The 22,317-nt window shown below is 70.7% G+C and carries 22 protein-coding genes; 10 read left to right on the top strand and 12 right to left on the bottom strand.

Translation table 11 applies throughout. The features are described from left to right. Positions 1-79 precede the first annotated feature (79 nt). Positions 80-1,282: a sensor histidine kinase gene (locus ACIBKX_RS24015; RefSeq protein WP_363273675.1), complete on the bottom strand. Its 1,203-nt coding sequence runs from the start codon at positions 1,280-1,282 to the stop codon at positions 80-82. A 105-nt stretch (positions 1,283-1,387) separates the two neighbouring features. Here ACIBKX_RS24015 and ACIBKX_RS24010 point away from each other — a divergent pair, with 105 nt between their 5' ends. Continuing rightward, positions 1,388-2,461, top strand: a complete 1,074-nt coding sequence (locus ACIBKX_RS24010; RefSeq protein WP_363273676.1) for an SAM-dependent methyltransferase — start codon at positions 1,388-1,390, stop codon at positions 2,459-2,461. On the opposite strand, the gene ACIBKX_RS24005 is transcribed toward ACIBKX_RS24010, so the two are convergent. After that, entirely contained in the window at positions 2,426-3,577 is a 1,152-nt protein-coding gene (locus ACIBKX_RS24005) for an NADH-quinone oxidoreductase subunit D (protein WP_363273677.1), read from the bottom strand. The genes ACIBKX_RS24010 and ACIBKX_RS24005 overlap by 36 nt on opposite strands. A 63-nt stretch (positions 3,578-3,640) precedes the next feature. Here ACIBKX_RS24005 and ACIBKX_RS24000 point away from each other — a divergent pair, with 63 nt between their 5' ends. Both ACIBKX_RS24000 and ACIBKX_RS23995 read left to right on the top strand, forming a co-directional pair. After that, positions 3,641-4,153: a PH domain-containing protein gene (locus tag ACIBKX_RS24000; protein WP_363273678.1), complete on the top strand. Its 513-nt coding sequence runs from the start codon at positions 3,641-3,643 to the stop codon at positions 4,151-4,153. A gap of 14 nt (positions 4,154-4,167) precedes the next feature. After that, entirely contained in the window at positions 4,168-5,502 is a 1,335-nt protein-coding gene (locus ACIBKX_RS23995; RefSeq protein ID WP_363273679.1) for a PH domain-containing protein, read from the top strand. A gap of 41 nt (positions 5,503-5,543) precedes the next feature. Here ACIBKX_RS23995 and ACIBKX_RS23990 read toward each other — a convergent pair whose 3' ends face one another. From ACIBKX_RS23990 to ACIBKX_RS23975, 4 genes are all read right to left on the bottom strand, one after another. Then, positions 5,544-6,521 (bottom strand): hypothetical protein, encoded by a 978-nt coding sequence (locus tag ACIBKX_RS23990; protein ID WP_363273681.1) that lies wholly within the window; start codon positions 6,519-6,521, stop codon positions 5,544-5,546. A 159-nt stretch (positions 6,522-6,680) separates the two neighbouring features. Next, positions 6,681-7,655, bottom strand: coding sequence for an ABC transporter substrate-binding protein (locus ACIBKX_RS23985; RefSeq protein ID WP_363273683.1), 975 nt, complete (start codon positions 7,653-7,655; stop codon positions 6,681-6,683). Positions 7,656-7,829: 174 nt separating this feature from the next. Then, positions 7,830-8,504 carry an ABC transporter permease gene (locus tag ACIBKX_RS23980; protein WP_363273684.1) on the bottom strand — a complete coding sequence of 225 codons (675 nt, stop codon included), beginning with the start codon at positions 8,502-8,504 and terminating at the stop codon, positions 7,830-7,832. Then, positions 8,501-9,229, bottom strand: coding sequence for an ABC transporter permease (locus ACIBKX_RS23975; RefSeq protein ID WP_363273685.1), 729 nt, complete (start codon positions 9,227-9,229; stop codon positions 8,501-8,503). Before ACIBKX_RS23975 ends, ACIBKX_RS23980 begins: the two co-directional genes overlap by 4 nt. 132 nt (positions 9,230-9,361) lie before the next feature. Here ACIBKX_RS23975 and ACIBKX_RS23970 point away from each other — a divergent pair, with 132 nt between their 5' ends. Next, positions 9,362-10,519 (top strand): betaine/proline/choline family ABC transporter ATP-binding protein, encoded by a 1,158-nt coding sequence (locus ACIBKX_RS23970; protein ID WP_363273686.1) that lies wholly within the window; start codon positions 9,362-9,364, stop codon positions 10,517-10,519. A gap of 4 nt (positions 10,520-10,523) precedes the next feature. On the opposite strand, the gene ACIBKX_RS23965 is transcribed toward ACIBKX_RS23970, so the two are convergent. Beyond that, complete coding sequence (locus tag ACIBKX_RS23965) at positions 10,524-11,648, bottom strand: alpha/beta hydrolase-fold protein (protein ID WP_363273687.1); 1,125 nt, start codon at positions 11,646-11,648, stop codon at positions 10,524-10,526. Positions 11,649-11,877: 229 nt separating this feature from the next. On the opposite strand from ACIBKX_RS23965, the gene ACIBKX_RS23960 reads away from it, so the two are divergent. From ACIBKX_RS23960 to ACIBKX_RS23935, 6 genes are all read left to right on the top strand, one after another. Then, complete coding sequence (locus ACIBKX_RS23960; protein ID WP_363273688.1) at positions 11,878-13,683, top strand: phosphatidylglycerol lysyltransferase domain-containing protein; 1,806 nt, start codon at positions 11,878-11,880, stop codon at positions 13,681-13,683. Between the two features lie 30 nt (positions 13,684-13,713). Beyond that, entirely contained in the window at positions 13,714-14,586 is an 873-nt protein-coding gene (folP, locus tag ACIBKX_RS23955; protein ID WP_363273690.1) for a dihydropteroate synthase, read from the top strand. Beyond that, complete coding sequence (locus tag ACIBKX_RS23950; RefSeq protein WP_363273691.1) at positions 14,583-15,077, top strand: nuclear transport factor 2 family protein; 495 nt, start codon at positions 14,583-14,585, stop codon at positions 15,075-15,077. The genes folP and ACIBKX_RS23950 overlap by 4 nt, the downstream gene beginning before the upstream one ends. A 133-nt stretch (positions 15,078-15,210) precedes the next feature. After that, positions 15,211-15,570: a dihydroneopterin aldolase gene (folB, locus tag ACIBKX_RS23945; protein ID WP_363273692.1), complete on the top strand. Its 360-nt coding sequence runs from the start codon at positions 15,211-15,213 to the stop codon at positions 15,568-15,570. Continuing rightward, complete coding sequence (gene folK / locus ACIBKX_RS23940; RefSeq protein WP_363273693.1) at positions 15,567-16,178, top strand: 2-amino-4-hydroxy-6-hydroxymethyldihydropteridine diphosphokinase; 612 nt, start codon at positions 15,567-15,569, stop codon at positions 16,176-16,178. The genes folB and folK overlap by 4 nt, the downstream gene beginning before the upstream one ends. Positions 16,179-16,255: 77 nt before the next feature. Next, positions 16,256-16,750: a DUF3180 domain-containing protein gene (locus ACIBKX_RS23935; RefSeq protein WP_363273694.1), complete on the top strand. Its 495-nt coding sequence runs from the start codon at positions 16,256-16,258 to the stop codon at positions 16,748-16,750. Between the two features lie 2 nt (positions 16,751-16,752). Here the strand turns inward: ACIBKX_RS23935 and ACIBKX_RS23930 are convergent, their stop codons facing one another. From ACIBKX_RS23930 to tilS, 5 genes are all read right to left on the bottom strand, one after another. Beyond that, positions 16,753-17,274: a hypothetical protein gene (locus tag ACIBKX_RS23930; protein WP_363273695.1), complete on the bottom strand. Its 522-nt coding sequence runs from the start codon at positions 17,272-17,274 to the stop codon at positions 16,753-16,755. A 368-nt stretch (positions 17,275-17,642) separates the two neighbouring features. Beyond that, complete coding sequence (gene folE / locus ACIBKX_RS23925) at positions 17,643-18,248, bottom strand: GTP cyclohydrolase I FolE (RefSeq protein WP_363273696.1); 606 nt, start codon at positions 18,246-18,248, stop codon at positions 17,643-17,645. 141 nt (positions 18,249-18,389) lie between these two features. Next, positions 18,390-20,417, bottom strand: a complete 2,028-nt coding sequence (gene ftsH, locus ACIBKX_RS23920; RefSeq protein WP_363273697.1) for an ATP-dependent zinc metalloprotease FtsH — start codon at positions 20,415-20,417, stop codon at positions 18,390-18,392. A 159-nt stretch (positions 20,418-20,576) separates the two neighbouring features. Next, on the bottom strand, positions 20,577-21,137 hold the full coding sequence (gene hpt, locus ACIBKX_RS23915) for a hypoxanthine phosphoribosyltransferase (protein ID WP_135330538.1): 561 nt from the start codon (positions 21,135-21,137) through the stop codon (positions 20,577-20,579). Between the two features lie 51 nt (positions 21,138-21,188). Further along, positions 21,189-22,283 carry a tRNA lysidine(34) synthetase TilS gene (tilS, locus tag ACIBKX_RS23910; protein ID WP_363273698.1) on the bottom strand — a complete coding sequence of 365 codons (1,095 nt, stop codon included), beginning with the start codon at positions 22,281-22,283 and terminating at the stop codon, positions 21,189-21,191. Between the last annotated feature and the right edge of the window lie 34 nt (positions 22,284-22,317).

Here is a 22,317-nt window from a genome sequence, read left to right as displayed (position 1 = left end):
ACGCGGTCGTCTTCGTGGACGAGGCCGTCTTCGTGGATGAGTTCATCAGCCTATGGCGTGGACGTATCGGTGACAGGTGTCAGTTCGCGGGCTTCAGTGGGAGCAGCGCGCTGATGCGGAAGCCACCGCCCGGTCGGGGCCCCGCGTCCAGCGTGCCGCCGACCATGCCGACGCGCTCGCGCATGCCGATCAGGCCGTGGCCGCTGCCGTCGGCGCCGCCGTCCTCGTACAGCTCGTGCGGGGCGCCCTTGCCGTCGTCCTCGACGAGCAGCCCCAGGCCGTCGTCGAAGTAGACGAGGCGCACGCTGGCCCCCGTGTTGGCGCCGCCGTGCTTGCGGGTGTTGGTGAGCGCCTCCTGGACGATGCGGTACGCGGTCAGCTCCACGCCGCTGGGCAGCGGGCGTGGGGTGCCCTCGACCTTGAAGTCGACGGGGAGGCCCGCCGTGCGCACCTGCTCGATGAGCTCGTCCAGCTGCTCGACGTCGGGCTGCGGGACGTACTCGCCGCTCTCCTGGTGCTCTCCGGTGCGCAGCACGCCGAGCAGTCTGCGCATCTCGGCGAGCGCCTGCCTGCCGGTGCCCGAGATGGTCTCCAGGGCCTGCTTCGCCTGCTCCGGGGCGGTGTCCAGGACGTACGCGGCGCCGTCGGCCTGGACCACCATCACCGACACGTTGTGCGCGACGACGTCGTGCAGCTCGCGGGCGATGCGGGCCCGCTCGGCGGCCACGGCGACCTTGGACTGCGCCGCCCGCTCCTTCTCCAGGCGGTCGGCGCGCTCCTCCAGCTGGGCCAGATAGGCGCGGCGGGTGCGGATGGAGTCGCCGAGCACCCAGGCGAGGGCGAACGGGACGATCTGAAAGGCCGTGAAGAGGATGTTCCCGAAGGCACTTATGCTCTCCTCCGGCCAGCGCATCGACGACAGCGGAGCCGCGCACAGACCGCCGACCAGGGCGAACCGCGAGGCCCATTTCGGGCCGTCGGCCGACGCGGTGTAGATGATCACCAGCATCGCGAAGTCGGCCGGCATCGTCTGCACGTCGAGGACCAGCTGGGCGACGCCGAGCGCGGCGGCCAGGACCAGCATCTTCTCGGTGGCCTTGCGGCGCAGCGCGACGACGACGGACAGGCCGACGACGATGACGGCGGCCGCGATCTTCGGGTCGCGGCCGTCCCCCTCGGCCATGGAGACCACGCTCAGGCCGGAGACCCCGAGCAGGACGAGGGCCCAGAAGCCATCGACCCCGGTCGGGTGTCTGCGGAGGAAGTCATAGACGCGCTGCACGTAACCCAGCGTAGGCAGCCGCACGGCCCTCCGGGGTCAACCGGAGGGCCGATCCGCACCCGGCGCGTGTACTCCCCAAGGTGGAGGCGCCCTTAGCCTTCTCGCGTGGAGTACGAGGTCCAGGGTGCGCGGCAGGACGTGGGGCGAGGGTGGCGGGAGGCCACGGAAGAGGCGCTGTACGGGCCCTCCGGGTTCTATCTGCGCCCCGAGGGGCCCGCGGCGCATTTCCGTACGTCGGTGCACGCGTCGCCGCTGTTCGCCGCCGCCGTGGCACGGCTGCTGTGCCGCGTGGACCAGGCGCTCGGCTATCCCGCCGAGCTGGCCTTCGTGGACGTCGGCGCGGGCCGCGGCGAGCTGACCGAGGGGGTGCTCGCGGCGCTGCCCGCCGACGTGGCGGCACGCGCGCGTGGGTACGCGGTGGAGCGTGCCGCACGCCCCGGAGGGCTCGATCCGCGCGTCGAGTGGTGCGAACGGGCTCCGGAGGGCGTCACGGGCCTGCTCTTCGCCAACGAGTGGCTGGACAACGTCCCCGTGGACGTCGTCGAGGTCGCCGACGACGGTGTGGTCCGCCGGGTGCTCGTGCGCGCGGACGGCACCGAGTCCCTGGGGGCCGCCGTCGACGGCGCGGACGCCGAGTGGCTCGACCGCTGGTGGCCGCTGCCTCCGGAGCCCGGCCTGCGCGCGGAGATCGGCCGGCCCCGCGACGAGGCCTGGGCGGGCGCCGCGGCGACGCTGGAGCGCGGCCTCGCGGTCGCCGTCGACTACGCCCACCGCCGGGAGGACCGGCCGCCCTTCGGGACCCTGACGGGCTTCAGGGAGGGCCGCGAGACGGCGCCGGTGCCGGACGGCGGCTGCGACATCACCGCCCATGTGGCGCTGGACGCCTGCGCGCCGGAAGGGGCGGCGCTGCTCAACCAGCGGGCGGCGCTCGCCGCGCTGGGCGTGCGCGGCGGCCGACCGCCGCTGTCGCTGGCCTCCAGCGACCCGACGGCGTACGTACGGGCCCTCACGCGCGCGGGAGAGGCCGCGGAGCTCACCGCGCCCGGCGGGCTCGGGGACTTCGGGTGGCTGGTCCAGCCAGTCGGGATCGCGGACCCGCTCGTTACGGACCCGCTCGTTACGGACCCGCTCGTCGCGGACCCGCTACTTGTCGATGTCGCCGACCACGAAGAAGAGTGAGCCCAGGATCGCCACCATGTCGGCGACCAGCTGGCCCGGCAGCAGCTCCACGAGCGCCTGGATGTTGTTGTACGACGCCGAGCGGAGCTTCAGCCGGTAGGGCGTCTTCTCGCCCTTGGAGACCAGGTAGTAGCCGTTGATGCCGAGCGGGTTCTCGGTCCACGCGTACGTGTGACCCTCGGGGGCCTTCAGGACCTTCGGGAGGCGCTGGTTGATCGGCCCCTGCGGCAGTTCGGCGATCCGGTCCAGGCAGGCGTCCGCGAGGTCGAGCGCGTTGTGCGTCTGCTCCAGGAGTACCTCGAAGCGGGCCAGGCAGTCGCCCTCCTGGCGCGTGACGACCTTCAGGGTGTCCTGCAGCTCCCCGTACGCGAGATACGGCTCGTCGCGCCGCAGGTCGAAGTCGACTCCGGAGGCACGCGCGATGGGACCGCTCACTCCGTAGGCGTGCACCGCCTCCGGGGAGAGCACGCCGACGCCGCGCGTACGCCCCCGGAAGATCTCGTTGCCGAGCACCAGCTTGTCGTACACGTCCATCCGGGAACGGACGGAGGCGACGGCGTCGCGCGCACGCGCCGGCCAGCCCGCGGGGAGGTCCTCCTTGAGGCCGCCGACGCGGTTGAACATGTAGTGCATGCGCCCGCCGGAGATCTCCTCCATCACGTTCTGGAGCTCCTCGCGCTCCCGGAACGCGTGGAACACCGGGGTGATGCCGCCCAGTTCGAGCGGATACGAGCCCAGGAACATCAGATGGTTCAGCACGCGGTTCAGCTCCGCGAGGAGCGTCCGCGTCCAGACGGCGCGCTCGGGCACCTCCATGCCGAGCATCCGCTCCACGGCGAGCACGACGCCCAGCTCGTTCGAGAACGCGGACAGCCAGTCGTGCCGGTTGGCCAGCATCACGATCTGCCGGTAGTCACGCGCCTCGAAGAGCTTCTCCGCGCCTCGGTGCATATAGCCGATGACCGGCTCCGCGTGCTGGATCCGCTCGCCGTCGAGGACGAGACGCAGCCGCAGCACGCCGTGCGTGGACGGGTGCTGCGGGCCGATGTTGAGCACCATGTCGGTGCTCTCCGCGGCGCCGCCGATGCCGAGCGTGGTCTGAGTCGTGGGGCTCATGCGCGCATTCTCTCGTACGCGCGGCCCTACGCGACTGTCAGTCGGCGTACGTACGCTTGCGGCATGGAAACGGGGACGGCGGGACCCGCACGACCGGCGGGTACGACAGGGGCGGAGCCGGTGTGGACCGGGCTGCCGCGGGGGCTGCTCAGGATGCGGCGGCTGCTGCTCGTGGTCTGGCTGGTGCCGGTCGCGGTGGCCGTGGGGGTGCTCCTGGGAATGTTCGCCGGACCGGAGTGGGCCGCCTTCGCGGCGCTGCCCCTCGCCCTCGTGGCCTGGGGCTGGCCGATGCTGGGGCGCAACTGGCGGTCCTGGCGGTACGCGGAGCGGTCCGACGACCTCCTGATCAGCCGGGGCGTGCTCTGGCGCGAGGAGACGATCGTGCCGTACGGCCGGATGCAGCTCGTCGAGGTGACGTCGGGGCCCGTGGAGCGGCACTTCGGCCTGGCCAGCGTCCAGCTGCACACGGCGGCGGCCGCCACGGACGCCCGTATCCCCGGGCTGCTGCCCGAGGAGGCCGAGCGGCTCCGCGACCGGCTGACCGAGCTGGGCGAGGCCCGTTCGGCGGGGCTGTGAGCGGCGTACGCGAGATGTCGAACGCAGAGGACGCAGAGCACACCCGTGGCCCCGACGGCGTGCGAGAGCGGCGGCTGCACCCCGTCACGCCCCTGCGCAGGGCCTGGGCGCCGGTCGCGGTGCTCGTGGGCTTCGCGGTGCACGATCCGAACGGCACGCAGCGGCGCGTCTCCGAGCTGCCGATGGCGCAGCTCCTCGCCGGAGTCGCCGTCGTCCTCCTGGGCGGCGCCCTCTACGGCTTTCTGAGCTGGTGGTTCACGCACTTCGCCGTCACCGACACCGAGCTGCGGATCCGCACGGGTCTCGTCTTCCGGCGCACCGCGCACATCCGGCTCGACCGGCTGCAGGCGGTGGACGTGACGCAGCCGCTGGCGGCGCGGATCGTCGGGGTCGCCAAGCTCAAGCTGGACGTCGTCGGGACGGAGAAGAAGGACGAACTGGCCTATCTCGGCCAGGAGGAGGCCTCCGCGCTGCGGGCCGAACTCCTCGCGCGGGCGGCCGGTTTCACCCCCGAGGCAGCGCGGGAGGTCGGCGAGGCGCCGGTCAGGAACCTGGTCCACGTACCACCGCGGATGCTCGCGGTCTCGCTCCTCCTGACCGGCACGACGTGGGGGATGCTCGTCGCCACACTGATCGTGCCGCCCTTCCTGTGGTTCGCCACCCACAACGTGTGGACGGTCCTGGCGGCCGGCCTTCCCATGCTGGGCGGCGCCTTCGCGAGCAGCGTGGGGCGCTTCATCAGGGAGTACGACTGGACGGTGGGCGAGTCCCCCGACGGGCTGCGCATCGACCACGGGCTGCTCGACAAGATCCACGAGACGGTGCCGCCGGGGCGGGTGCAGACGATTCGGATCGTGGAGCCGTGGCTGTGGCGGCGCTGGGGGTGGGTGCGGGTGGAGCTCGACGTGGCGGGGTCGTCCAACGGCGTCCTGGTCCCGGTGGCGCCCCGCGGGCTCGCCGAGTCGGTGATAGCCCGGATCCTGCCGGGCGTCCGGGTGCCGGACGCGGCCGAGCTGGTCCGCCCGCCCGCGCGGGCGGCGTGGTGCCTGCCGGTGTGGTGGAAGGGGTACGGCCTCGCGGTGACGGACGCGGTGTTCGCGGCGCGGCACGGTCTGCTGCGGCGGCGGCTCTCGCTGGTGCCGCACGCGAAGGTGCAGAGCGTGCGGCTGACCCAGGGGCCGTGGGAGCGGTTCAACGGGATGGCGAACGTGGCGGTGGACACCGGGGCGAACAAGTCGGTGACGGCGTGGCTGCGGCCTGCGGGGGAGGCGACAGCGCTCCTGGAGTCCCAGGCGGAACGGTCCCGGACGGGGCGGAGGGCCGCGCTGCCGGATCGGTGGATGGCGTGAGGGGGCTGAAGCGAACCCCGCGGAGGGGCTGAAGGATTCGGCTACGCCCGCAACGCCGTCCGCAGTTCCGCCACGTCGATCTGTTCCGTCTCGTCATGCGCCGTCAGGTCGATCACCTGGCCCGCCGCGTCACCCGCGCCCTCGGCCGGTGCCTTGAACTCCGCCTCGGACTCCGCCTTGTGCACGGCGAGTGCCTCCTCGCCCACCACGTCAGCGAGGTCCGTGTTCTGCACGGACTCCAGCGCCGCGGCCGGCGCCGCGCTCTTCGTGCCGAAGAAGTCGAAGCCGCCCTGGACGACCGGGCGCCGCAGCTGCGCGGGCGGCGCGACGGCCACCGCGCGCTCATGCCCGCCGTACGCCTCGGCCGCCACGGACTTCCCCGGCGACGCGTCTCCCTCCGGAGCGGCGGCGTCCGGGACCTTCGGCGTCAGCCGGTCCAGCGCCGCGTTGGCCCGCGCGTACAGCGACGACGCCGGGTTCGCACCGTTCTTCGGGGACGCATCGGTCTTCGGGGACGCATCGCCCTTCGGGGACTGCGCGGGCGGCAGCGCCCGCGCCGGAGTGGACGCCTCGATGGCGAGCAGCCGCCGCCCCTCCAGCGCGCTGGCCCGCTCGGTCTCCGCCGTCGCGTACCGCCGCAGCAGCGCCGCGTGCTCATTGCGCAGCGCGGCCAGCTCGGCCCGCTTGGCGCGCAGCTTCGTCTCCAGACGGCCGCGCAGCTCGCGCGACTCCTCGAGGTCGGACTCGGCCTCCGCTATCCGCTCCTCGTGACGCCACTCGTCGCTCTTGCGCGCCCGGCCGAGCTCGGCGACCTGCTTGCCCGCGGAGAGATCCCAGCGCCGCATCACGACGGAACCCACGACCGCGGCAGCGGCGGCCGCCGCGGTGAGGCCGCGGAGCACGATCGGTTCCGCAAAGAGCCAGGCGCCGCCGGCGCAGACGAGAGAGAGGCCTGCGACCGTCGAGGGCGGAAGCAGCCGGTGCAAGGGTGGGGAATGGCGGTGGCGTCCACGTGGCATGGCCAGAAACTTACCGCGCGTAGGCGAACTCTGGTGCCCCGGGCGCCAAAATGACGGTGCCACAGCGCCGATTCCCCATCCTTCCCGATCCACTTCAGCCACTCAACTCCACTTTCGGCCGCGTGACTTCCCCACTACTGCGACCGCGCCACTTCCGCGCTACTTCTTGATCAATCCCTTCGACTCCAGATACTCCCTGGCGACATCCGCTTCCTTCTGCCGCTCGACATCGACCTTCCGGTCAAGTTCGGCGAGATCTTCCGTCGTCAGCGTCTCGGTCAGCTTGCCGAGCGCTGCGGCTATCTCCTTGTCGCCCGCTTCCTTCGCGTTCACAACCGGAAGGATGTTGTCCGCGTTCTGCAGCTTCTTGTCGTCCTCCAGGGCGACAAGGCCGAAGCTGTCCAGCGTCGCGTCGGTGGTCGTGGTCAGCACCACCTGGTCCGTGCCGTTCTTCACGGCCTGCTTGGACTGCGTGGTGCCGACACCCTTGGGGTCGATTCCCGCGACATCGATGCCGTACGTCTTCTTCAGACCGGGCGCGCAGAACGGCCGCGTCTCGCATTCGTCACTCGCGGCGATCTTGACCTTCTCGCCGGACTTACCAAGATCGGAAAGCGTCTTGAGCTTGTGCTTCTTCGCGTATTCCTTGGTCACCGCGAACGCGTTCTGGTCGACCGCGTCACCGACCGGGAGCACCTTCAGACCCCGCGGCTCGGCGAGCTTCTTCAGCGCGGCCACCGTGGCGTCCACGTCATTCGACGCGACCGGCTTCGCCTTGGGCCCGTTCTTGCCGAGGTTGAGGAACTCCGCGAGCGTCGCCGCGTATTCGGGCGCGACATCGATCGAGCCCTTCTTCAGCTCGGGCTCATAGACCTCGCGGTTCTGGACGGTCTTGACCTCGGCGTCGTATCCGGCTTCTTCCAGTACGCCGACGTAGAGCTCGGCGAGGACCTTCTGCTCGGTGAAGCGGGCCGAGCCCACCACGAGCTTGCCCTTGCCGCCCGCCTTGTCGCCCGAGCCCTTGCCGTCGTCCTCCAGGCTGTCCCCGCCGCACGCGGTGAGCCCCGCGGTCAGCGCCACGACGGCCACGGCCGCCCCTGCCATCCGTCGCGCGCGGCGCGTTGTGCTGTTCATCGGCGAACCACCATTTCGAGAAAGGGAATCTGGGAATCAGGGAATCGAGGGACCAACAGAATCAAGAGAGAAACCCGGGCGCCACCGTCACCGGCCGGATGTGTCACAGTCACCGGCCGCATCGCTCGCGCCGGCACGGATCTCACCGGCCACAGGCGTCACCGGCCACAGCTGTCACCGGCGGCCCAGACCGCGCGAAGGGTCGCAGACCCGCCCCACCACCACAAGGACCGCCTCCACGAAGAGCGCGAGCAGCGCCACCAGGAGCGCGCCCGCCACCACCTGCGGCGTGTTCTGCAGGTTGAACCCGGCCGTGATGATCCGGCCGAGGCCCCCCTCGCCCGCCATCGCGGCCAGCGTCGCCGTCGCCACGACCTGCACTCCCGCCGACCGGACACCCGTCATGATCAGCGGGTACGCGAGCGGCAGTTCGACCCGGGCGAACAGCTGGCGGCCGCTCATGCCCATGCCCCGCGCGGCCTCGACCACCGAGCGGTCGACCTCCCGCATCCCGAGGTACGCGTTGGTCAGCAGCGGCGGCACCGCGAAGAGCACCAGCGCGATCAGCGTCGGTACGTCGCCGTGCTCGCCGAGTGGCGTAAGCGTGAGCAGCACGAGGACCGCGAGAGTCGGCACCGCGCGGCCGACGTTCGAGATGTTGACCGCGAGGGTGCCGCCCTTGCCGATGTGGCCGAGGAACAGCGCGATCGGCAGCGCGATCAGGCACGCGACGGCCAGGCACACCCCGCTGAAGTACAGGTGCTCCCCCAGCCGGTGCCACACCCCCTTGTCGCCCTGCCAGTTGGCGGACGTGGTCAGCCAGTCGTACGCACCGGTGATCGCGTTCATGCAGGTTCAGCCACCTTGACCGCGCGGTCCGCACGGGCGGCGCGGTTCGTCCGTATTCGATGGGCCCTCGTCCACGGCGTCAGCCACCGCTGGAGCGCCAGGAGCAGCAGGTCCGCCACGACGGCGAGCAGCACGCACAGCACGGACGCCGTGAGCACCTGTGCCTTGAAGGTCGTGTCGAGGCCGTCCAGGATCAGCGTGCCCAGGCCTCCGTAGTCGACGATCGCGCCGACCGTGGTCAGCGCCACCGTCGAGACCGTCGTGATGCGCACGCCGGCCAGCAACGCGGGCAGCGCGAGCGGCAGTTCGACCTCCCACAGCAGCCGGACCGGTCCGTACCCCATCCCCTTCGCCGCGTCCCGCGCCTCCTCGGGAACGGCCTGGAGCCCCGCCAGGATGTTCCGCACCAGGATCGTCAGGGAGTACAGCACCAGGCCCGTCACGACCAGCGATGCCGAGAGCCCGAAGAACGGGAGCAGGAGCGAGAACATCGCGAGCGAGGGGACGGTGTACAGCACGGTCGTGACGCCGAGGATGGGTCCCGCGAGAAAGCGGAAGCGCCGGGCGAGCAGCGCGAGCGGCAGCGAGACGAGGACGCCGATCGCCACCGAGGCGGCGGTGATGCCCACGTGCTGCACGGTGGCGTCGATCAACTCCTGGCTGCGGGAACGGACGTACTCCCCGCAGATCCAGTCGTTCGACACCAGGCAGTTCTGCCCGCTCATCCCGCCCCACTCCCCCCGCGTCCCGATGTCCGAGTCCGTCTGGCGACCCTAACGCGCGGCACCGACAATCGCCGAGACTCGTCGTACTGGCGCAACATGGGCTTTACACACCGCCCGCGACAATGGGGAATCATGATCCGGTTCGAGCACGTCACCAAGCGGTACGCGGACGGCACCACCGCCGTCGACGATCTGTCCTTCGAGGTCGCCGAGGGGGAACTGGTCACGCTCGTCGGCCCGTCGGGCTGCGGCAAGACGACGACGATGAAGATGGTGAACCGTCTCATCGAGCCGACCGAGGGCCGGATATTCGTGGACGGCGACGACATATCGGCCATCGACCCGGTCCAACTCCGGCGCCGTATCGGCTATGTCATCCAGCAGGTCGGCCTGTTCCCGCACAAGACGGTCCTGGAGAACACCGCGACGGTCCCGCATCTCCTCGGCGTCAAGCGTGCCAAGGCCCGCGAGCGCGCCGCCGAACTCCTCGACCTGGTCGGCCTCGACCCCGCCACCTTCGGCGACCGCTACCCCGAGCAGCTCTCCGGTGGCCAGCGCCAGCGCGTCGGCGTGGCCCGCGCGCTTGCGGCCGATCCGCCGGTGCTCCTGATGGACGAGCCGTTCGGCGCGGTCGACCCCGTGGTGCGCGAGCACCTGCAGAACGAGTTCCTGCGGCTCCAGCAGGCCGTGCGCAAGACGGTCCTCTTCGTCACGCACGACATCGAGGAGGCGGTCCGCCTCGGCGACCGCATCGCCGTCTACGGCCAGGGCCGCATCGAGCAGTTCGACACCCCGTCGACGGTGCTCGGCGCCCCGGCCACCGACTATGTGGCGGACTTCGTCGGCGCGGACCGCGGCCTGAAGCGGCTCTCCGTGACACCCATCGAGGAGGGCGACCTGGAGCAGCCGCCCGTGGTGCACCTGGACGACCCGCTGCCCGCGAAGCTCGACGCCCGCTGGGCCGTCGTCCTGGACGGCGAGAACAACCTGCACGGCTGGATCTCCGCCGAGCACGCGCGCACGGGTTCGGGGGCGGTACGGGACCACGCGCGCCGCATGGAGGCCTGGCTGCCCGTGGGCGCGCCCCTGAAGCAGGCGTTCGCGACGATGCTCCAGCACGACGCGGGCTGGATCGCGGTCATCGACGAAGCCGGCGAGGGCCGCTTCCTGGGCGTGCTCACGCCGGCCCGGCTGCACGAGGCGCTGCGCAGGTCGACGGCGGCCGACGCGCGCGACATCGCGCGCGGGGACGTCGAGTTGGAGACCGTCGCCGCCATCAGCGGCGGCTGACGGCCTACTTGACGGACAGCCGCCCGCTGATCCACTCCAGCGTCGCGGGGATCTCGCGGCGCCACGTGTTGAAGTTGTGCCCGCCGCTGTCCAGCGTGATGGACGAGATCCTGGTGGGCGCCTTCACCTTGCCGATGAACTTCTCGGTGTCCCCGTAGTTGTCCTCGCCCTGCTTGCTGGTGGTGACGAGGAGGGACGTCCGGGGCGGCGGCATGTGGTCCAGGGACCACATCAGGTCGGCGTGCCGCTCCAACTCCTTGTCGCCGTGGAAGAGGTCGCCGGTCGTGACGTCGACGGGCGCCTTGTAGTACGCGGAAAGGCCCGCCCCTGCCGCGTACACGTCGGGGTGGTGCATGGCGAGCTTGAGGGCGCAGTAGCCGCCCGTCGAGTCGCCGATGACGCCCCAGCCGCCCGGGCTCGCGCCCACCCTGTAGTGCTCGGAGATCGCCTGGGGCAGGTCCTTGGCGAAGAACGTCTCGGTCTGCGGGCCACCGGGGATGTCCACGCACTCGGTGTCCCGGGGCGGCGCCACGGTCGGCCGCATCATGACCAGGATCATCGGCTGCATCTTGCCGTCCTCGACCTGCTCATGCGCGGTCTGCGGGTAGTGCAGGCCCTTGATGAGCGCCTCGGCGGTGCCGGGGTAGCCGGTCAGCACGACGGCCGCGGGGAACTTGCGGTCCTTGTAGCGGGGCTGGAAGTACTCGGGCGGCAGATAGACGTACGCCGGACTGGCTATGTCCGACTCCTTGCCGCTGACGTTGACCTTCTGGATCTGGCCGCCGGTGGACGGCCTGCCGCCGCCGGGGACGTTCACCGGGCGGGTCTTGAGCACGTCGACCGGGCTGCCCGGACCGCCCTTGGCGGGGTCGTGGTCGACGACCACTCCGGGGGCCGTCTCCTGGCCGAAGAGGTCCGCCCATGTCGCGTAGAAGCCGAACGCCTGGTTCGCGCCGAGGCCCACGGACGCGAAGATCGCGAGCTGGGTGGCGGCGAGCAGTCCGACGCGGCCGGTGACGGCCTTCCAGGACCGGCGGGCCAGCCGCGGCCAGATCCAGATCGTGCCGACGAACAGTACGACGGCAAGCGCCACCGCCAATGCGAGGACCTTGTTGCTCGTAAGACCCATGGGGTGTTCCTGCCTGCGCTTTCTGCCTGTCCCGTGCCGCCGGGTCCGGTCCCCGCCGCCGTTGGCCGGGGATCGCCCCCGCTTTTCGGCGGTTTTATGATCCGGAGTGAACCCGATTCCCGGAAGGACCGTCCTAGAGGGCGCAATGTCGCCGGATGCCACTTTTGGCACCGGAACCAAGCTCTCTCGCGAACTACGGGATGCGATGTCTGTCAGGATAGATGGGGAAATGTCGGGTCCGGTTCCGGACGGCAGGGGCAAGCTCCGCCGACTGCTCCGCGGCCCCCGCCCCGAGGCCGTGCCGGTCCTGGTGGCCCGCGCCTGCACCCTCGTGGGCCTGCTGAACATCGCGGCAGGCGTCTTCCCGCGCTTCAGGCACAGCCGTATGCACGCCATCGCCGAGGTGCTGCCCGGCGCGCTCGGCCCCTTCGCGGCCGCCCTCGCGCTCAGCTCGGGCGTCCTGCTGCTGCTCCTCGCCCACGGCCTGCGCCGCCACAAGCGGCGCGCCTGGCGGGCCGCCGTCGTGCTGCTCCCGGCGGGCGCCGTCGCCCAGTTCGCCTACCGGCACTCGGTCATCGGCGTACTGATCTCGCTCGCGCTGCTGACCCTGCTGCTGCGCCACCGCGCTGAGTTCGCCGCACTGCCCGACCCGCGCAGCCGCTGGCGCGCGCTCGCCAACTTCGTGGTCCTCGGGGCCGGTTCGCTCGCCCTCGGCCTGGTCATCGTCAGCGCCCACCCCGGCAAGGTGATCGGCGACCCGAGCATCACGGACCGGCTCGCCCACGTCCTGTACGGCCTGTTCGGCTTCGAGGGCCCGGTCGACTACTACGGAAGGACGTCCTGGACGGTCGCCTACTCGCTCGGCGCGCTCGGCCTGCTCACCGCCATCACCACCATCTACCTGGCCTTCCGCCCCGAACACCCCGCCGCGCGGCTCTCCGCGGACGACGAGACCAGGCTCCGCGAGCTGCTCGCCAAGCACGGCGCCCGCGATTCGCTGGGCCACTTCGCGCTCCGCCGCGACAAGGGCGCCGTCTTCTCGCCCAGCGGCAAGGCGGCCGTCACCTACCGCGTCGTCTCCGGAGTGATGCTCGCCAGCGGTGACCCGATCGGCGACGTGGAGGCCTGGCCCGGCGCGATCGAGCGCTTCATGGACGAGGCGAAGGCCCACTCCTGGACGCCCGCCGTCATGGGCTGCTCCGAGACGGGCGGCGAGGTCTGGACCCGCGAGACCGGCCTCGACGCCCTGGAACTGGGCGACGAGGCGGTGGTGGACGTCGCGGATTTCTCCCTGGCCGGGCGTGCGATGCGCAACGTACGCCAGATGGTCAAGCGGATCGAGCGCAATGGCTACGAGACGCGCGTACGGCGCGTGCGTGACCTCGGCGAACAGGAGCTGGCCAAGATCCAGCGGGCCGCCGACGACTGGCGCGGCACCGACACCGAACGCGGCTTCTCCATGGCGCTCGGCCGCATCGGCGACCCGGACGACGGCGACTGCCTGATAGCCACCGCCCACAAGGCCGACGAGGATCCGGGCGAGTACGGCGACCTGAAGGCCGTCCTCCACTTCGTCCCCTGGGGCAAGGACGGCGTCTCCCTGGACCTCATGCGCCGCGACCGCTCGGCCGACCCCGGCATGAACGAACTGCTGATCGTCGCCGCCCTGCAGGCCGCCCCGAAGCTCGGCATCGCGCGCGTGTCGCTCAACTTCGCGATGTTCCGCGCGGCGCTCGCCCGCGGCGAGAAGATCGGCGCGGGCCCGGTCCTGCGCGCCTGGCGGGGCCTGCTGGTCTTCCTCTCCCGCTGGTTCCAGATCGAGTCCCTGTACAAGTTCAACGCGAAGTTCCGCCCCCGCTGGGAGCCCCGCTTCGTCGTCTACCGCTCCTCCAAGGACCTCCCCCGCATCGGCTTCGCGGCCATGCAGGCCGAGGGCTTCGTCACGTTCGCCCTGCCCCGCTTCCTGCGCCGGGGGAGCGCACAGCGGCGCCCGTGCCCGCACCGGGCCACCGAGCGCGAGGTACGGGCGGCGTAGCCCCCGCCCGTACGGGCCTAGGCTGGAGGCATGAGTACGTTGCGCGGGCGGGGATCGGTCGAGGGGCTGCCGGAGTGGGGCCGCTGTGCGGTCATGGGGGTCGTCAACGTGACGCCCGATTCCTTCTCCGACGGAGGCCGCTGGTTCGACACCACGGCCGCCGTCAAGCACGGCATCGACCTGGTCGCCCAGGGCGCCGACCTGGTCGACGTGGGCGGCGAGTCCACCCGGCCCGGCGCCACCCGCGTGGACGAGGACGAGGAGCTGCGCCGCGTGGTCCCCGTCGTGCGGGGTCTGGCCGCCGAGGGCGTCACGGTCTCCGTGGACACGATGCGGGCCGCCGTCGCCGAGCAGGCGCTCGCCGCGGGCGCGGTCCTGGTCAACGACGTCAGCGGCGGACTCGCCGACGAGCGCATGGTCCCGGCGGTCGCCGCCGCCCACGCGCCGTTCGTGGTCATGCACTGGCGCGGCTTCCTGGCCGACATCCACGCCAAGCCCGTGTACGAGGACGTGGTCTCCGAAGTCGTCGACGAGCTCCACGCGCGCGTGCGGGCCGCCATCGAGGGCGGCATCGCCCCCGAGCGGATCGTCGTCGACCCCGGCCTCGGCTTCTCCAAGGACGCCGAGCACGACCTGGCGCTCCTCGCCGGACTCGACCGGCTGCGGGAGCTGGGCCACCCGATCCTGGTCGCCGCGTCCCGCAAGCGCTTCCTCGGCCGCGTCCTCGCGGGCCCGGAGGGCGCCCCGCCGCCCGCCAGGGAGCGGGACGCCGCCACGGCCGCCGTCTCCGCCATCGCCGCCCACCAGGGCGCCTGGGCGGTCCGGGTGCACGAGGTGCGGGCCACCGCCGACGCCGTCCGTGTCGCGCACGCCGTGACCAGCGCGGCCGGCGGCGACCTGTGACCGGGGCCCGGACCGACGTCGAGCAGGTCGAGCTCGCCAACACGGCCTTCTACGAAGCACTGGAGCGCGGCGACTTCGACGAGGTGTCCGGCATGTGGCTGGACACGGGCGACGCCATCACGACCGGCTCCGGGGACGCGGCGAACGCGATCTCCTGCGTCCACCCCGGCTGGCCGGTCCTCACCGGCCGCGGCGAGGTCCTCAGGTCGTACGCGCTGATCATGGCGAACACGGAGTACATCCAGTTCTTCCTGACCGACGTACACGTCGGGGTGGCCGGCGACACGGCCCTGGTGACCTGTACCGAGAACATCCTCAGCGGCGGACCGCCCCCGGAGGGCGGCGGCGAGCTCGGGCCGCTCGTCGGGCAGCTCGTGGTCGCCACGAATGTGTTCCGGCGCACAGCCGACGGATGGAAGCTCTGGTCACACCACGCGTCACCCGTGCTTGCCGAAACCGACGACGAAGAGGGCGAGGAGTCACCCTCCTGAGTGGGTAGGGGCGGTGCCAGGAGCCCCCGCGGGCGAACACTGTCAGTGCGCGCAGGTAGATTCGATCGAGGCTGGTGTGCCGACCGCACTCGGTGCAGGCCTGCCGATACCGACGATTGCAGGAGTGATTCGCGTGGATCGTGTCGCGCTGCGCGGCCTCAAGGCCCGTGGGCACCACGGTGTCTTTCCGCGGGAACGCGAAGAGGGCCAGACCTTCATCGTGGACCTGGTTCTTGGCCTGGACACCCGTGCGGCCGCCGCCGACGACGACCTGTCGAAGACCGTGCACTACGGCGTGGTGGCGGAGGAGGTCGTGGCCGTCGTCGAGGGCGAGCCGGTGGACCTCATCGAGACGCTCGCCGAGCGCATCGCCCAGACGTGTCTGAAGCACGACGGATGCCTGGAGGTCGAGGTCTGCGTCCACAAGCCGGACGCCCCGATCACCGTCCCCTTCGACGATGTGACCGTCACCATCACCCGGAGCCGAGTATGACCGCGTTTTCCACGCAAGGGCAGAGCGACCCGACCGTCCAGCCGGTGCCCGCCTCCGTCGTGGAGCAGGTGGACGCCGCCGACACGACCCTCTCCAACCCCAAGCGCGCCGTGATCTCCCTCGGGAGCAACCTCGGCAACCGCCTGGAGAACCTCCAGGGCGCGATCGACGCCCTGGAGGACACCCCCGGCCTGCGCGTCAAAGCGGTCTCCGGGGTGTACGAGACGGAGCCCTGGGGCGTCGACCCCGGCTCCCAGCCGTCGTACTTCAACGCGGTCGCCGTGGTGAAGACGACCCTGCCGCCCTCCTCCCTCCTGGAGCGGGCACACGCGGTCGAGGAGGCCTTCCACCGCGTCCGTGACGAGCGCTGGGGCCCCCGCACGATCGACGTGGACATCGTGGCGTACGCGGACGTGGTCTCCGACGACCCGGTCCTCACCCTCCCCCACCCCCGGGCGCATGAACGTGCCTTCGTCCTGGCTCCCTGGTACGACGTGGAGCCCGAGGCCCAGCTGCCCGGCCGCGGCCCGGTGGCGGAGCTGCTCGCCGCGCTCACCCGCGAGGGCGTCAAGCCGCGCGGCGACCTGGAACTCCGGCTGCCCGAGTAGTCGTTAGGGTCTAACGGGTCGTACACAAAGATCCGTACACACCGAAGATCCGTACGTTCGAACTCGAAGGGTCACCCGTGAAGCAGCTGCGCATCAGGACGCTGGCCGGCCTCTTCGTGGTGGCCGGCGTGCTGTCCTGGGTGGGCGCCCGGCTCTGGGACTCGCTCGGCACCCTGCCGAGGGTCCCGCTGGCCGCGCCCATCGTGCTCGCGGTGATCGCCGCGGTGCTGCTGGCCACGGCCCTCTCGCTGCGCTCCCGGCTGCGCGCCCAGCGCGAGCGCCGCCCCGGCGCGAAGGGCGTCGAGCCACTGATGGCCGCGCGCGCCGTCGTCTTCGGCCAGGCCAGCGCCCTGGTCGCCGCCCTCGTCTGCGGGATGTACGGCGGCGTGGGCGCCTTCCTCCTGGAGTACCTGGACATCCCGACCCGCCGCGACCAGGCGATCTACGCAGGCTTCTCGGTGGTCGCGGGCATCGCGGTGATAGCGGCCGCCTTCTTCCTGGAGCGCGTCTGCAAGCTCCCGGAGGACACGGACGAGGACGGCCAGAGCGGCGGTACGGCTCCCGCCGCCTAGCTTCACCACTGCTGCCGGGCCAAGTGACCGTTGACCAGGAAGCTGGGCAGCGGATCCAGCCGGAACGCGTAGAGGGTGAACGGCTTGTCTCCAGCACTGCGTCGACGTACTTCGCGGACAAGAGTCCAGGAGGACTCCCGCAGCTCGACCGGATGCTGCTCGGGCCTGAACGTGCCTCGGGAGGGCCAGCTGTCGGCCACGATGAGCTTCGACGCCCGCCCGTCGGTTCGCGGGGTGAACCTGGCGCCCACGATCTGGGCGAGTTCCGCGGGGAAAGGCACGTTCGCGCTGACCAGTGCCCTCGCAGGCCACGTCTTGACGGGGAACCCATCACCGTCCATGTACCCGTCCAGGAAGCCCTGAAAGGTCTCCTCGCTGCGCAACACCACACGAGGGAATCCCTGCCGCATGTGGTGGGCGTCCCCGCCCACATACCGCCGCATCAAGTCCGCGAGGTACGACGAGACCACACGGACCCGGTAGCCGGGCACCTGCCGCCCCAGGTAGCCAGAGGGCCTCGTCACGTGACCGGCACAGCTTGCGCGCGGGGGTCCAAGCGACCACAGTCCCCTCAACGTCTCGCGCGTGGACCCACCCGTCAGGTGTGCCAAGCATCTGGTCCGCCGCAACCGTCATTGTCACGCCGTCGGTCACGACGTCCACGACTTCCCGCGCCTTGACGGCTACCACGCCCGTGACAGCCGTCTGAACCGTGCGCTCGCCGTCCAGCGTCCAGAGTCTGCAGCCAACTTGAACGTCCCGTGCACGTCGGCGCCCGCCCACGGCGTTCACTGTCTGCCTGCTGGGCAGCCCATACCCCATCGCGATCCCCTTTGACCAGCGATCAACTCCACTGATCCGGGACAGTATAGGGCACCACTGACAATCCGGGCTATCGGGCTATGATCAGACTCATCGCCTCATTGCGCGTCGCAGGGTCCCTCAGCTGTCCACGCACCGCGGAGGTGATCGTCTTGGCACCGGGCTTGCGGATGCCGCGCATCGACATGCACATGTGTTCGCACTCCACGACGACGATGACACCCCTCGGCTCCAGGATCTCCATCAGCGAGTCCGCGATCTGCGTCGTCATCCGCTCCTGCACCTGCGGGCGGCGGGCATAGACGTCCACGAGCCGGGCGAGCTTGGACAGTCCGGTGATCTTGCCGCTGGTGGCCGGGATGTAGCCCACGTGCGCGACGCCCCTGAACGGCACCAGATGATGTTCACAGCACGATGTGACCTCGATGTCCTTCACCAGGACCATCTCGTCGTGACCGAGGTCGAACGTCGTCGTCAGGACGTCCTCGGGCTTCTGCCACAGTCCGGCGAATATCTCCTTGTACGCGCGTGCCACGCGTCCCGGAGTCTCCCGCAGGCCCTCACGGTCCGGGTCCTCGCCGACCGCGATCAGGAGTTCGCGCACGGCGTTCTCGGCCCGCTTCTCGTCGAACTCGCTGATCGAGCCCTCGCCGTCCAGCGTCACGGGGTCGGTCATCTGGTGCCTCGTTCCTTGCGTTCTGCGTCCCTGCGCTGTCGCGCGATCCGGCTGCTGCGCCACTGCGTACGAAAAAACTGCGCCCCCAGGCTAAAACCAGGGGGGCGCAGCTTCCATTCCGGGCCTGCTGAGGCGCGGGGGTCAGCTCTCGGGGCGGTCTTCCTTGACCACGTCGACGACGGGCGTCTCCGTGGTGCCGGCGGTCACCGCGGGCGTCGAGCCGTTCGCCCCGTTCGTCAGCGACAGCTCCTTGGGGGAGAGCACCGGCGGGCGGGTCGACGGCGTGCGCCGCGAGGAACCGGTCCACGCCGGGCGGGCCGGGCGCTTGACGATTCCGGCGAAGATCTCGGCGATCTGCTCCTTGCCGAGGGTCTCCTTCTCCAGGAGCTGGAGGACCAGGTTGTCGAGGACGTCGCGGTTCTCGACGAGGATCTCCCAGGCCTCGTTGTGCGCGGTCTCGATGAGCTTCTTGACCTCTTCGTCGACCAGCGCCGCGACCTCTTCCGAGTAGTCGCGCTGGTGCGCCATCTCGCGCCCCAGGAACGGCTCGGTGTTGTCGCCGCCGAACTTGATCGCGCCGAGCCGCTCGGTCATGCCGTACTGCGTGACCATGGCACGGGCCGTCGCAGTCGCCTTCTCGATGTCGTTCGCCGCGCCCGTCGTCGGGTCGTGGAAGACCAGCTCCTCGGCCGCGCGCCCGCCCAGCATGTACGCCAGCTGGTCGAGCATCTCGTTGCGCGTGGTCGAGTACTTGTCCTCTTCGGGCAGGACCATGGTGTAACCCAGGGCCCGGCCGCGGGACAGGATCGTGATCTTGTGGACCGGGTCCGAGTTCGGGGAAGCCGCCGCGACCAGGGCGTGTCCGCCCTCGTGGTACGCGGTGATCTTCTTCTCCTTGTCGGACATGATCCGGGTCCGCTTCTGCGGGCCCGCCACGACACGGTCGATCGCCTCGTCGAGCGAGTGGTTGTCGATCAGCTTCTTGTCGCTGCGCGCCGTCAGGAGCGCCGCTTCGTTCAGCACGTTCGACAGGTCGGCGCCGGTGAAGCCCGGCGTGCGGCGCGCGACGGCGCCCAGGTCGACGTCCGGAGCGACCGGCTTGCCCTTCTGGTGAACCTTGAGGATCTCCAGACGGCCCTGCATGTCCGGGCGGTCGACGGCGATCTGCCGGTCGAAACGGCCGGGACGGAGCAGCGCCGGGTCGAGGATGTCGGGCCGGTTCGTGGCGGCGATCAGGATGACGCCGCCCTTCACGTCGAAGCCGTCCATCTCGACGAGCAGCTGGTTGAGCGTCTGCTCGCGCTCGTCGTGACCGCCGCCGAGGCCGGCGCCGCGGTGGCGGCCGACCGCGTCGATCTCGTCGACGAAGACGATCGCCGGGGCGTTCGCCTTCGCCTGCTCGAAGAGGTCACGCACTCGGGAGGCACCGACACCGACGAACATCTCGACGAAGTCGGAACCGGAGATCGAGTAGAAGGGAACGCCCGCCTCGCCCGCGACGGCACGCGCGAGCAGCGTCTTGCCCGTACCGGGCGGGCCGTAGAGCAGCACGCCCTTGGGGATCTTGGCGCCGACGGCCTGGAACTTGGCCGGCTCCTGGAGGAACTCCTTGATCTCGTGGAGTTCTTCGACCGCCTCGTCGGACCCCGCGACGTCAGAGAACGTCGTCTTCGGGGTGTCCTTGGTGATCAGCTTGGCCTTGGACTTCCCGAACTGCATGACACGGGAGCCGCCGCCCTGCATCTGATTCATCAGGAACAGGAAGACGACGACGATGAGGACGAAGGGGAGCAGGGAAAGAAGAATGCCGACGAACGGATTCTGCTTCGACTCCGAGACGGTGTAGCCGTCCGGGATCTTCTTGTCCTCGAACTTCTCCTGCAAGGTGTTGGCGATGTCGACGCCCTGGTCGCCGATGTAGCTCGCCTGGATCTTGCTGCTGTCCTTGACCTTCTGGCCGTCCTTGAGCTCGACCTTGATGGTCCGCTCGTCACCGGTGGTGAGCTTGGCCGACTCGACCTTGTCGTCGTTGATCGCCTGCACAACCTGGCCGGTGTCAACCGTCTTGTAGCCGCCGGACGAACCGACGACCTGCATCAACACGACCACGGCAAGGACGGCCAGCACGATCCACATGACTGGCCCACGGAAGTATCGCTTCACGTCCATCCATACGGAGCGATGACGCCCCGTCCCTCCTGCCATAGTGAGTTTGATAAAGGCTGTTCTTCGGACGGTACCCCAGCATTGTCACCCGAAGCCGCACGGGACGGCTGACAAACCCGTCTTCGCAAGCTTCAACGCCGGGAACCGGGTGAGGGTTCCCGCTCAGCCGCCGTAGACGTGCGGGGCGAGGGTGCCGACGAACGGCAGGTTGCGGTACTTCTCCGCGTAGTCCAGGCCGTACCCGATGACGAACTCGTTCGGGATGTCGAAGCCGACCCACTCCACGTCGATCGCGACCTTGGCCGCCTCCGGCTTGCGCAGGAGCGTGCACACCTTCAGCGAGGCGGGCTCGCGCGAGCCGAGGTTGGAGAGCAGCCAGGACAGCGTCAGACCGGAGTCGATGATGTCCTCGACGATCAGGACGTGCTTGCCCTTGATGTCGGTGTCCAGGTCCTTGAGGATCCGCACCACTCCGGAGGACTGGGTGCCCGCGCCGTACGACGAGACCGCCATCCAGTCCATCGTGAGCGGGGTGGACAGCGCACGCGCCAGGTCCGCCATGACCATCACGGCGCCCTTGAGGACTCCGACGATCAGCAGGTCCTTGCCCGCGTACTCCGCGTCGATCTTCGCGGCCAGCTCGGCCAGCTTCGCGTCGATCTCTTCCTTGGTGATGAGCACCGACTGAAGGTCGGTGCCCATGTCTTTCGCGTCCACCCGCATCACTTTCGGTCGTCCGTCCCACCGGCTGCGCGGGGACCAGGGTCCCCTCGGTCAGCAGCCTTGCCGGATGACCAGTCTGCCACCCTGGCGCTGAGCCACGACTTTGCCCGGCAGATTGATGGCGCCCTGGCCCCGCCATCCGGTGATCAGCCGGTCGATCTCCTCGATGTGCCGGGCGAACAGCGCGCCGGCCGGCGCGCCCGCCTCGATGGCGGCGCGGCGCACGATCCTGCGGCGCACGGCGGGCGGCAGGGCGTAGAGCTTGGCGCATTCGAGGAGTCCGGCGGCATCCCGCACGGAGGCTTCGGCCTGCGCGGCCCAGTGGTCCAGGGCGTCGGCGTCATCCCGGGACAACTGGGCCGTACGGGCGAGCGCCTCCACCACACCCTTGCCCAGCGCCTTCTCCAGGGCGGGCAGTCCTTCGTGCCGCAGCCGGGATCGGGTGTAGGCGGGGTCGGTGTTGTGCGGGTCGTCCCAGACGGGCAGCGACTGGACCATGCAGGCCTTGCGGGCGGTCTGCCGGTCGATGTGCAGGAACGGGCGGCGGTAGCGGCGGTCTGCGCCGGGCCCGCCGGAGACGGACGCCATGCCGGACAGCGAGCGGATGCCGGAGCCGCGGGCGAGGCCGAGCAGGACCGTCTCCGCCTGGTCGTCGCGGGTGTGGCCGAGCAGGATCGCGGCGGCGCCGTGCCGCTCGGCGGCGGCGTCGAGCGCCGCGTACCGCGCGTCGCGGGCGGCGGCTTCGGGGCCGCCGTCCCTGCCGACGTCCACGGCGACGGACTCGATGGGGTCGAGGCCGAGCGCGGTGAGCCGGGTGACGACCTCGGCGGCGCGCAGGGCGGAGCCTTCCTGCAGCCGGTGGTCGACGGTGACGCCGCCGGCGCGGATGCCGAGTTTGGGGGCCTCGAAGGCGAGGGCGGAGGCGAGCGCCATGGAGTCGGCGCCGCCGGAGCAGGCGACCAGCACGAGTGGCGGTTCGGCCTGCTCGCGTGGAGGGTGGGGGAGAACGGCGCGCGGGGGGACGCGCTCGGGGCTGCGCTGTGCGTCGGGGCGCTGGAGGTCGGTGCGCTGGACGTCGGTCAGTACGTCGTGGAGTACGCGGCGGACCGCCAGGCGTATCGCCGCGACCGCAGGATGGGGACCCATGTCCGGTTCCCTTCATGAAGTTCGGGGGTGAGCC

Origin of the sequence: Streptomyces sp. NPDC050658 (genome assembly GCF_044457025.1) — a bacterium.
Lineage (GTDB): Bacteria > Actinomycetota > Actinomycetes > Streptomycetales > Streptomycetaceae > Streptomyces.
This window is presented reverse-complemented; position numbering and strand designations above follow the sequence as displayed.

Bases quoted from the DNA above. Each gene is read 5' to 3' on its own strand.
- ftsH (WP_363273697.1), bottom strand. From the start codon at position 20,417: ATGGACGTGAAGCGATACTTCCGTGGGCCAGTCATGTGGATCGTGCTG.
- hpt (WP_135330538.1), bottom strand. From the start codon at position 21,137: ATGCGGGTGGACGCGAAAGACATGGGCACCGACCTTCAGTCGGTGCTC.
- folE (WP_363273696.1), bottom strand. From the start codon at position 18,248: ATGACCGACCCCGTGACGCTGGACGGCGAGGGCTCGATCAGCGAGTTC.
- ACIBKX_RS23970 (WP_363273686.1), top strand. From the start codon at position 9,362: ATGATCCGGTTCGAGCACGTCACCAAGCGGTACGCGGACGGCACCACC.
- ACIBKX_RS24000 (WP_363273678.1), top strand. From the start codon at position 3,641: ATGGAAACGGGGACGGCGGGACCCGCACGACCGGCGGGTACGACAGGG.
- ACIBKX_RS23975 (WP_363273685.1), bottom strand. From the start codon at position 9,229: ATGAGCGGGCAGAACTGCCTGGTGTCGAACGACTGGATCTGCGGGGAG.
- folP (WP_363273690.1), top strand. From the start codon at position 13,714: ATGAGTACGTTGCGCGGGCGGGGATCGGTCGAGGGGCTGCCGGAGTGG.
- ACIBKX_RS23960 (WP_363273688.1), top strand. From the start codon at position 11,878: ATGTCGGGTCCGGTTCCGGACGGCAGGGGCAAGCTCCGCCGACTGCTC.
- ACIBKX_RS23995 (WP_363273679.1), top strand. From the start codon at position 4,168: ATGTCGAACGCAGAGGACGCAGAGCACACCCGTGGCCCCGACGGCGTG.
- ACIBKX_RS23965 (WP_363273687.1), bottom strand. From the start codon at position 11,648: ATGGGTCTTACGAGCAACAAGGTCCTCGCATTGGCGGTGGCGCTTGCC.
- folK (WP_363273693.1), top strand. From the start codon at position 15,567: ATGACCGCGTTTTCCACGCAAGGGCAGAGCGACCCGACCGTCCAGCCG.
- ACIBKX_RS24005 (WP_363273677.1), bottom strand. From the start codon at position 3,577: ATGAGCCCCACGACTCAGACCACGCTCGGCATCGGCGGCGCCGCGGAG.
- ACIBKX_RS23985 (WP_363273683.1), bottom strand. From the start codon at position 7,655: ATGAACAGCACAACGCGCCGCGCGCGACGGATGGCAGGGGCGGCCGTG.
- tilS (WP_363273698.1), bottom strand. From the start codon at position 22,283: ATGGGTCCCCATCCTGCGGTCGCGGCGATACGCCTGGCGGTCCGCCGC.
- ACIBKX_RS23990 (WP_363273681.1), bottom strand. From the start codon at position 6,521: ATGCCACGTGGACGCCACCGCCATTCCCCACCCTTGCACCGGCTGCTT.
- ACIBKX_RS23980 (WP_363273684.1), bottom strand. From the start codon at position 8,504: ATGAACGCGATCACCGGTGCGTACGACTGGCTGACCACGTCCGCCAAC.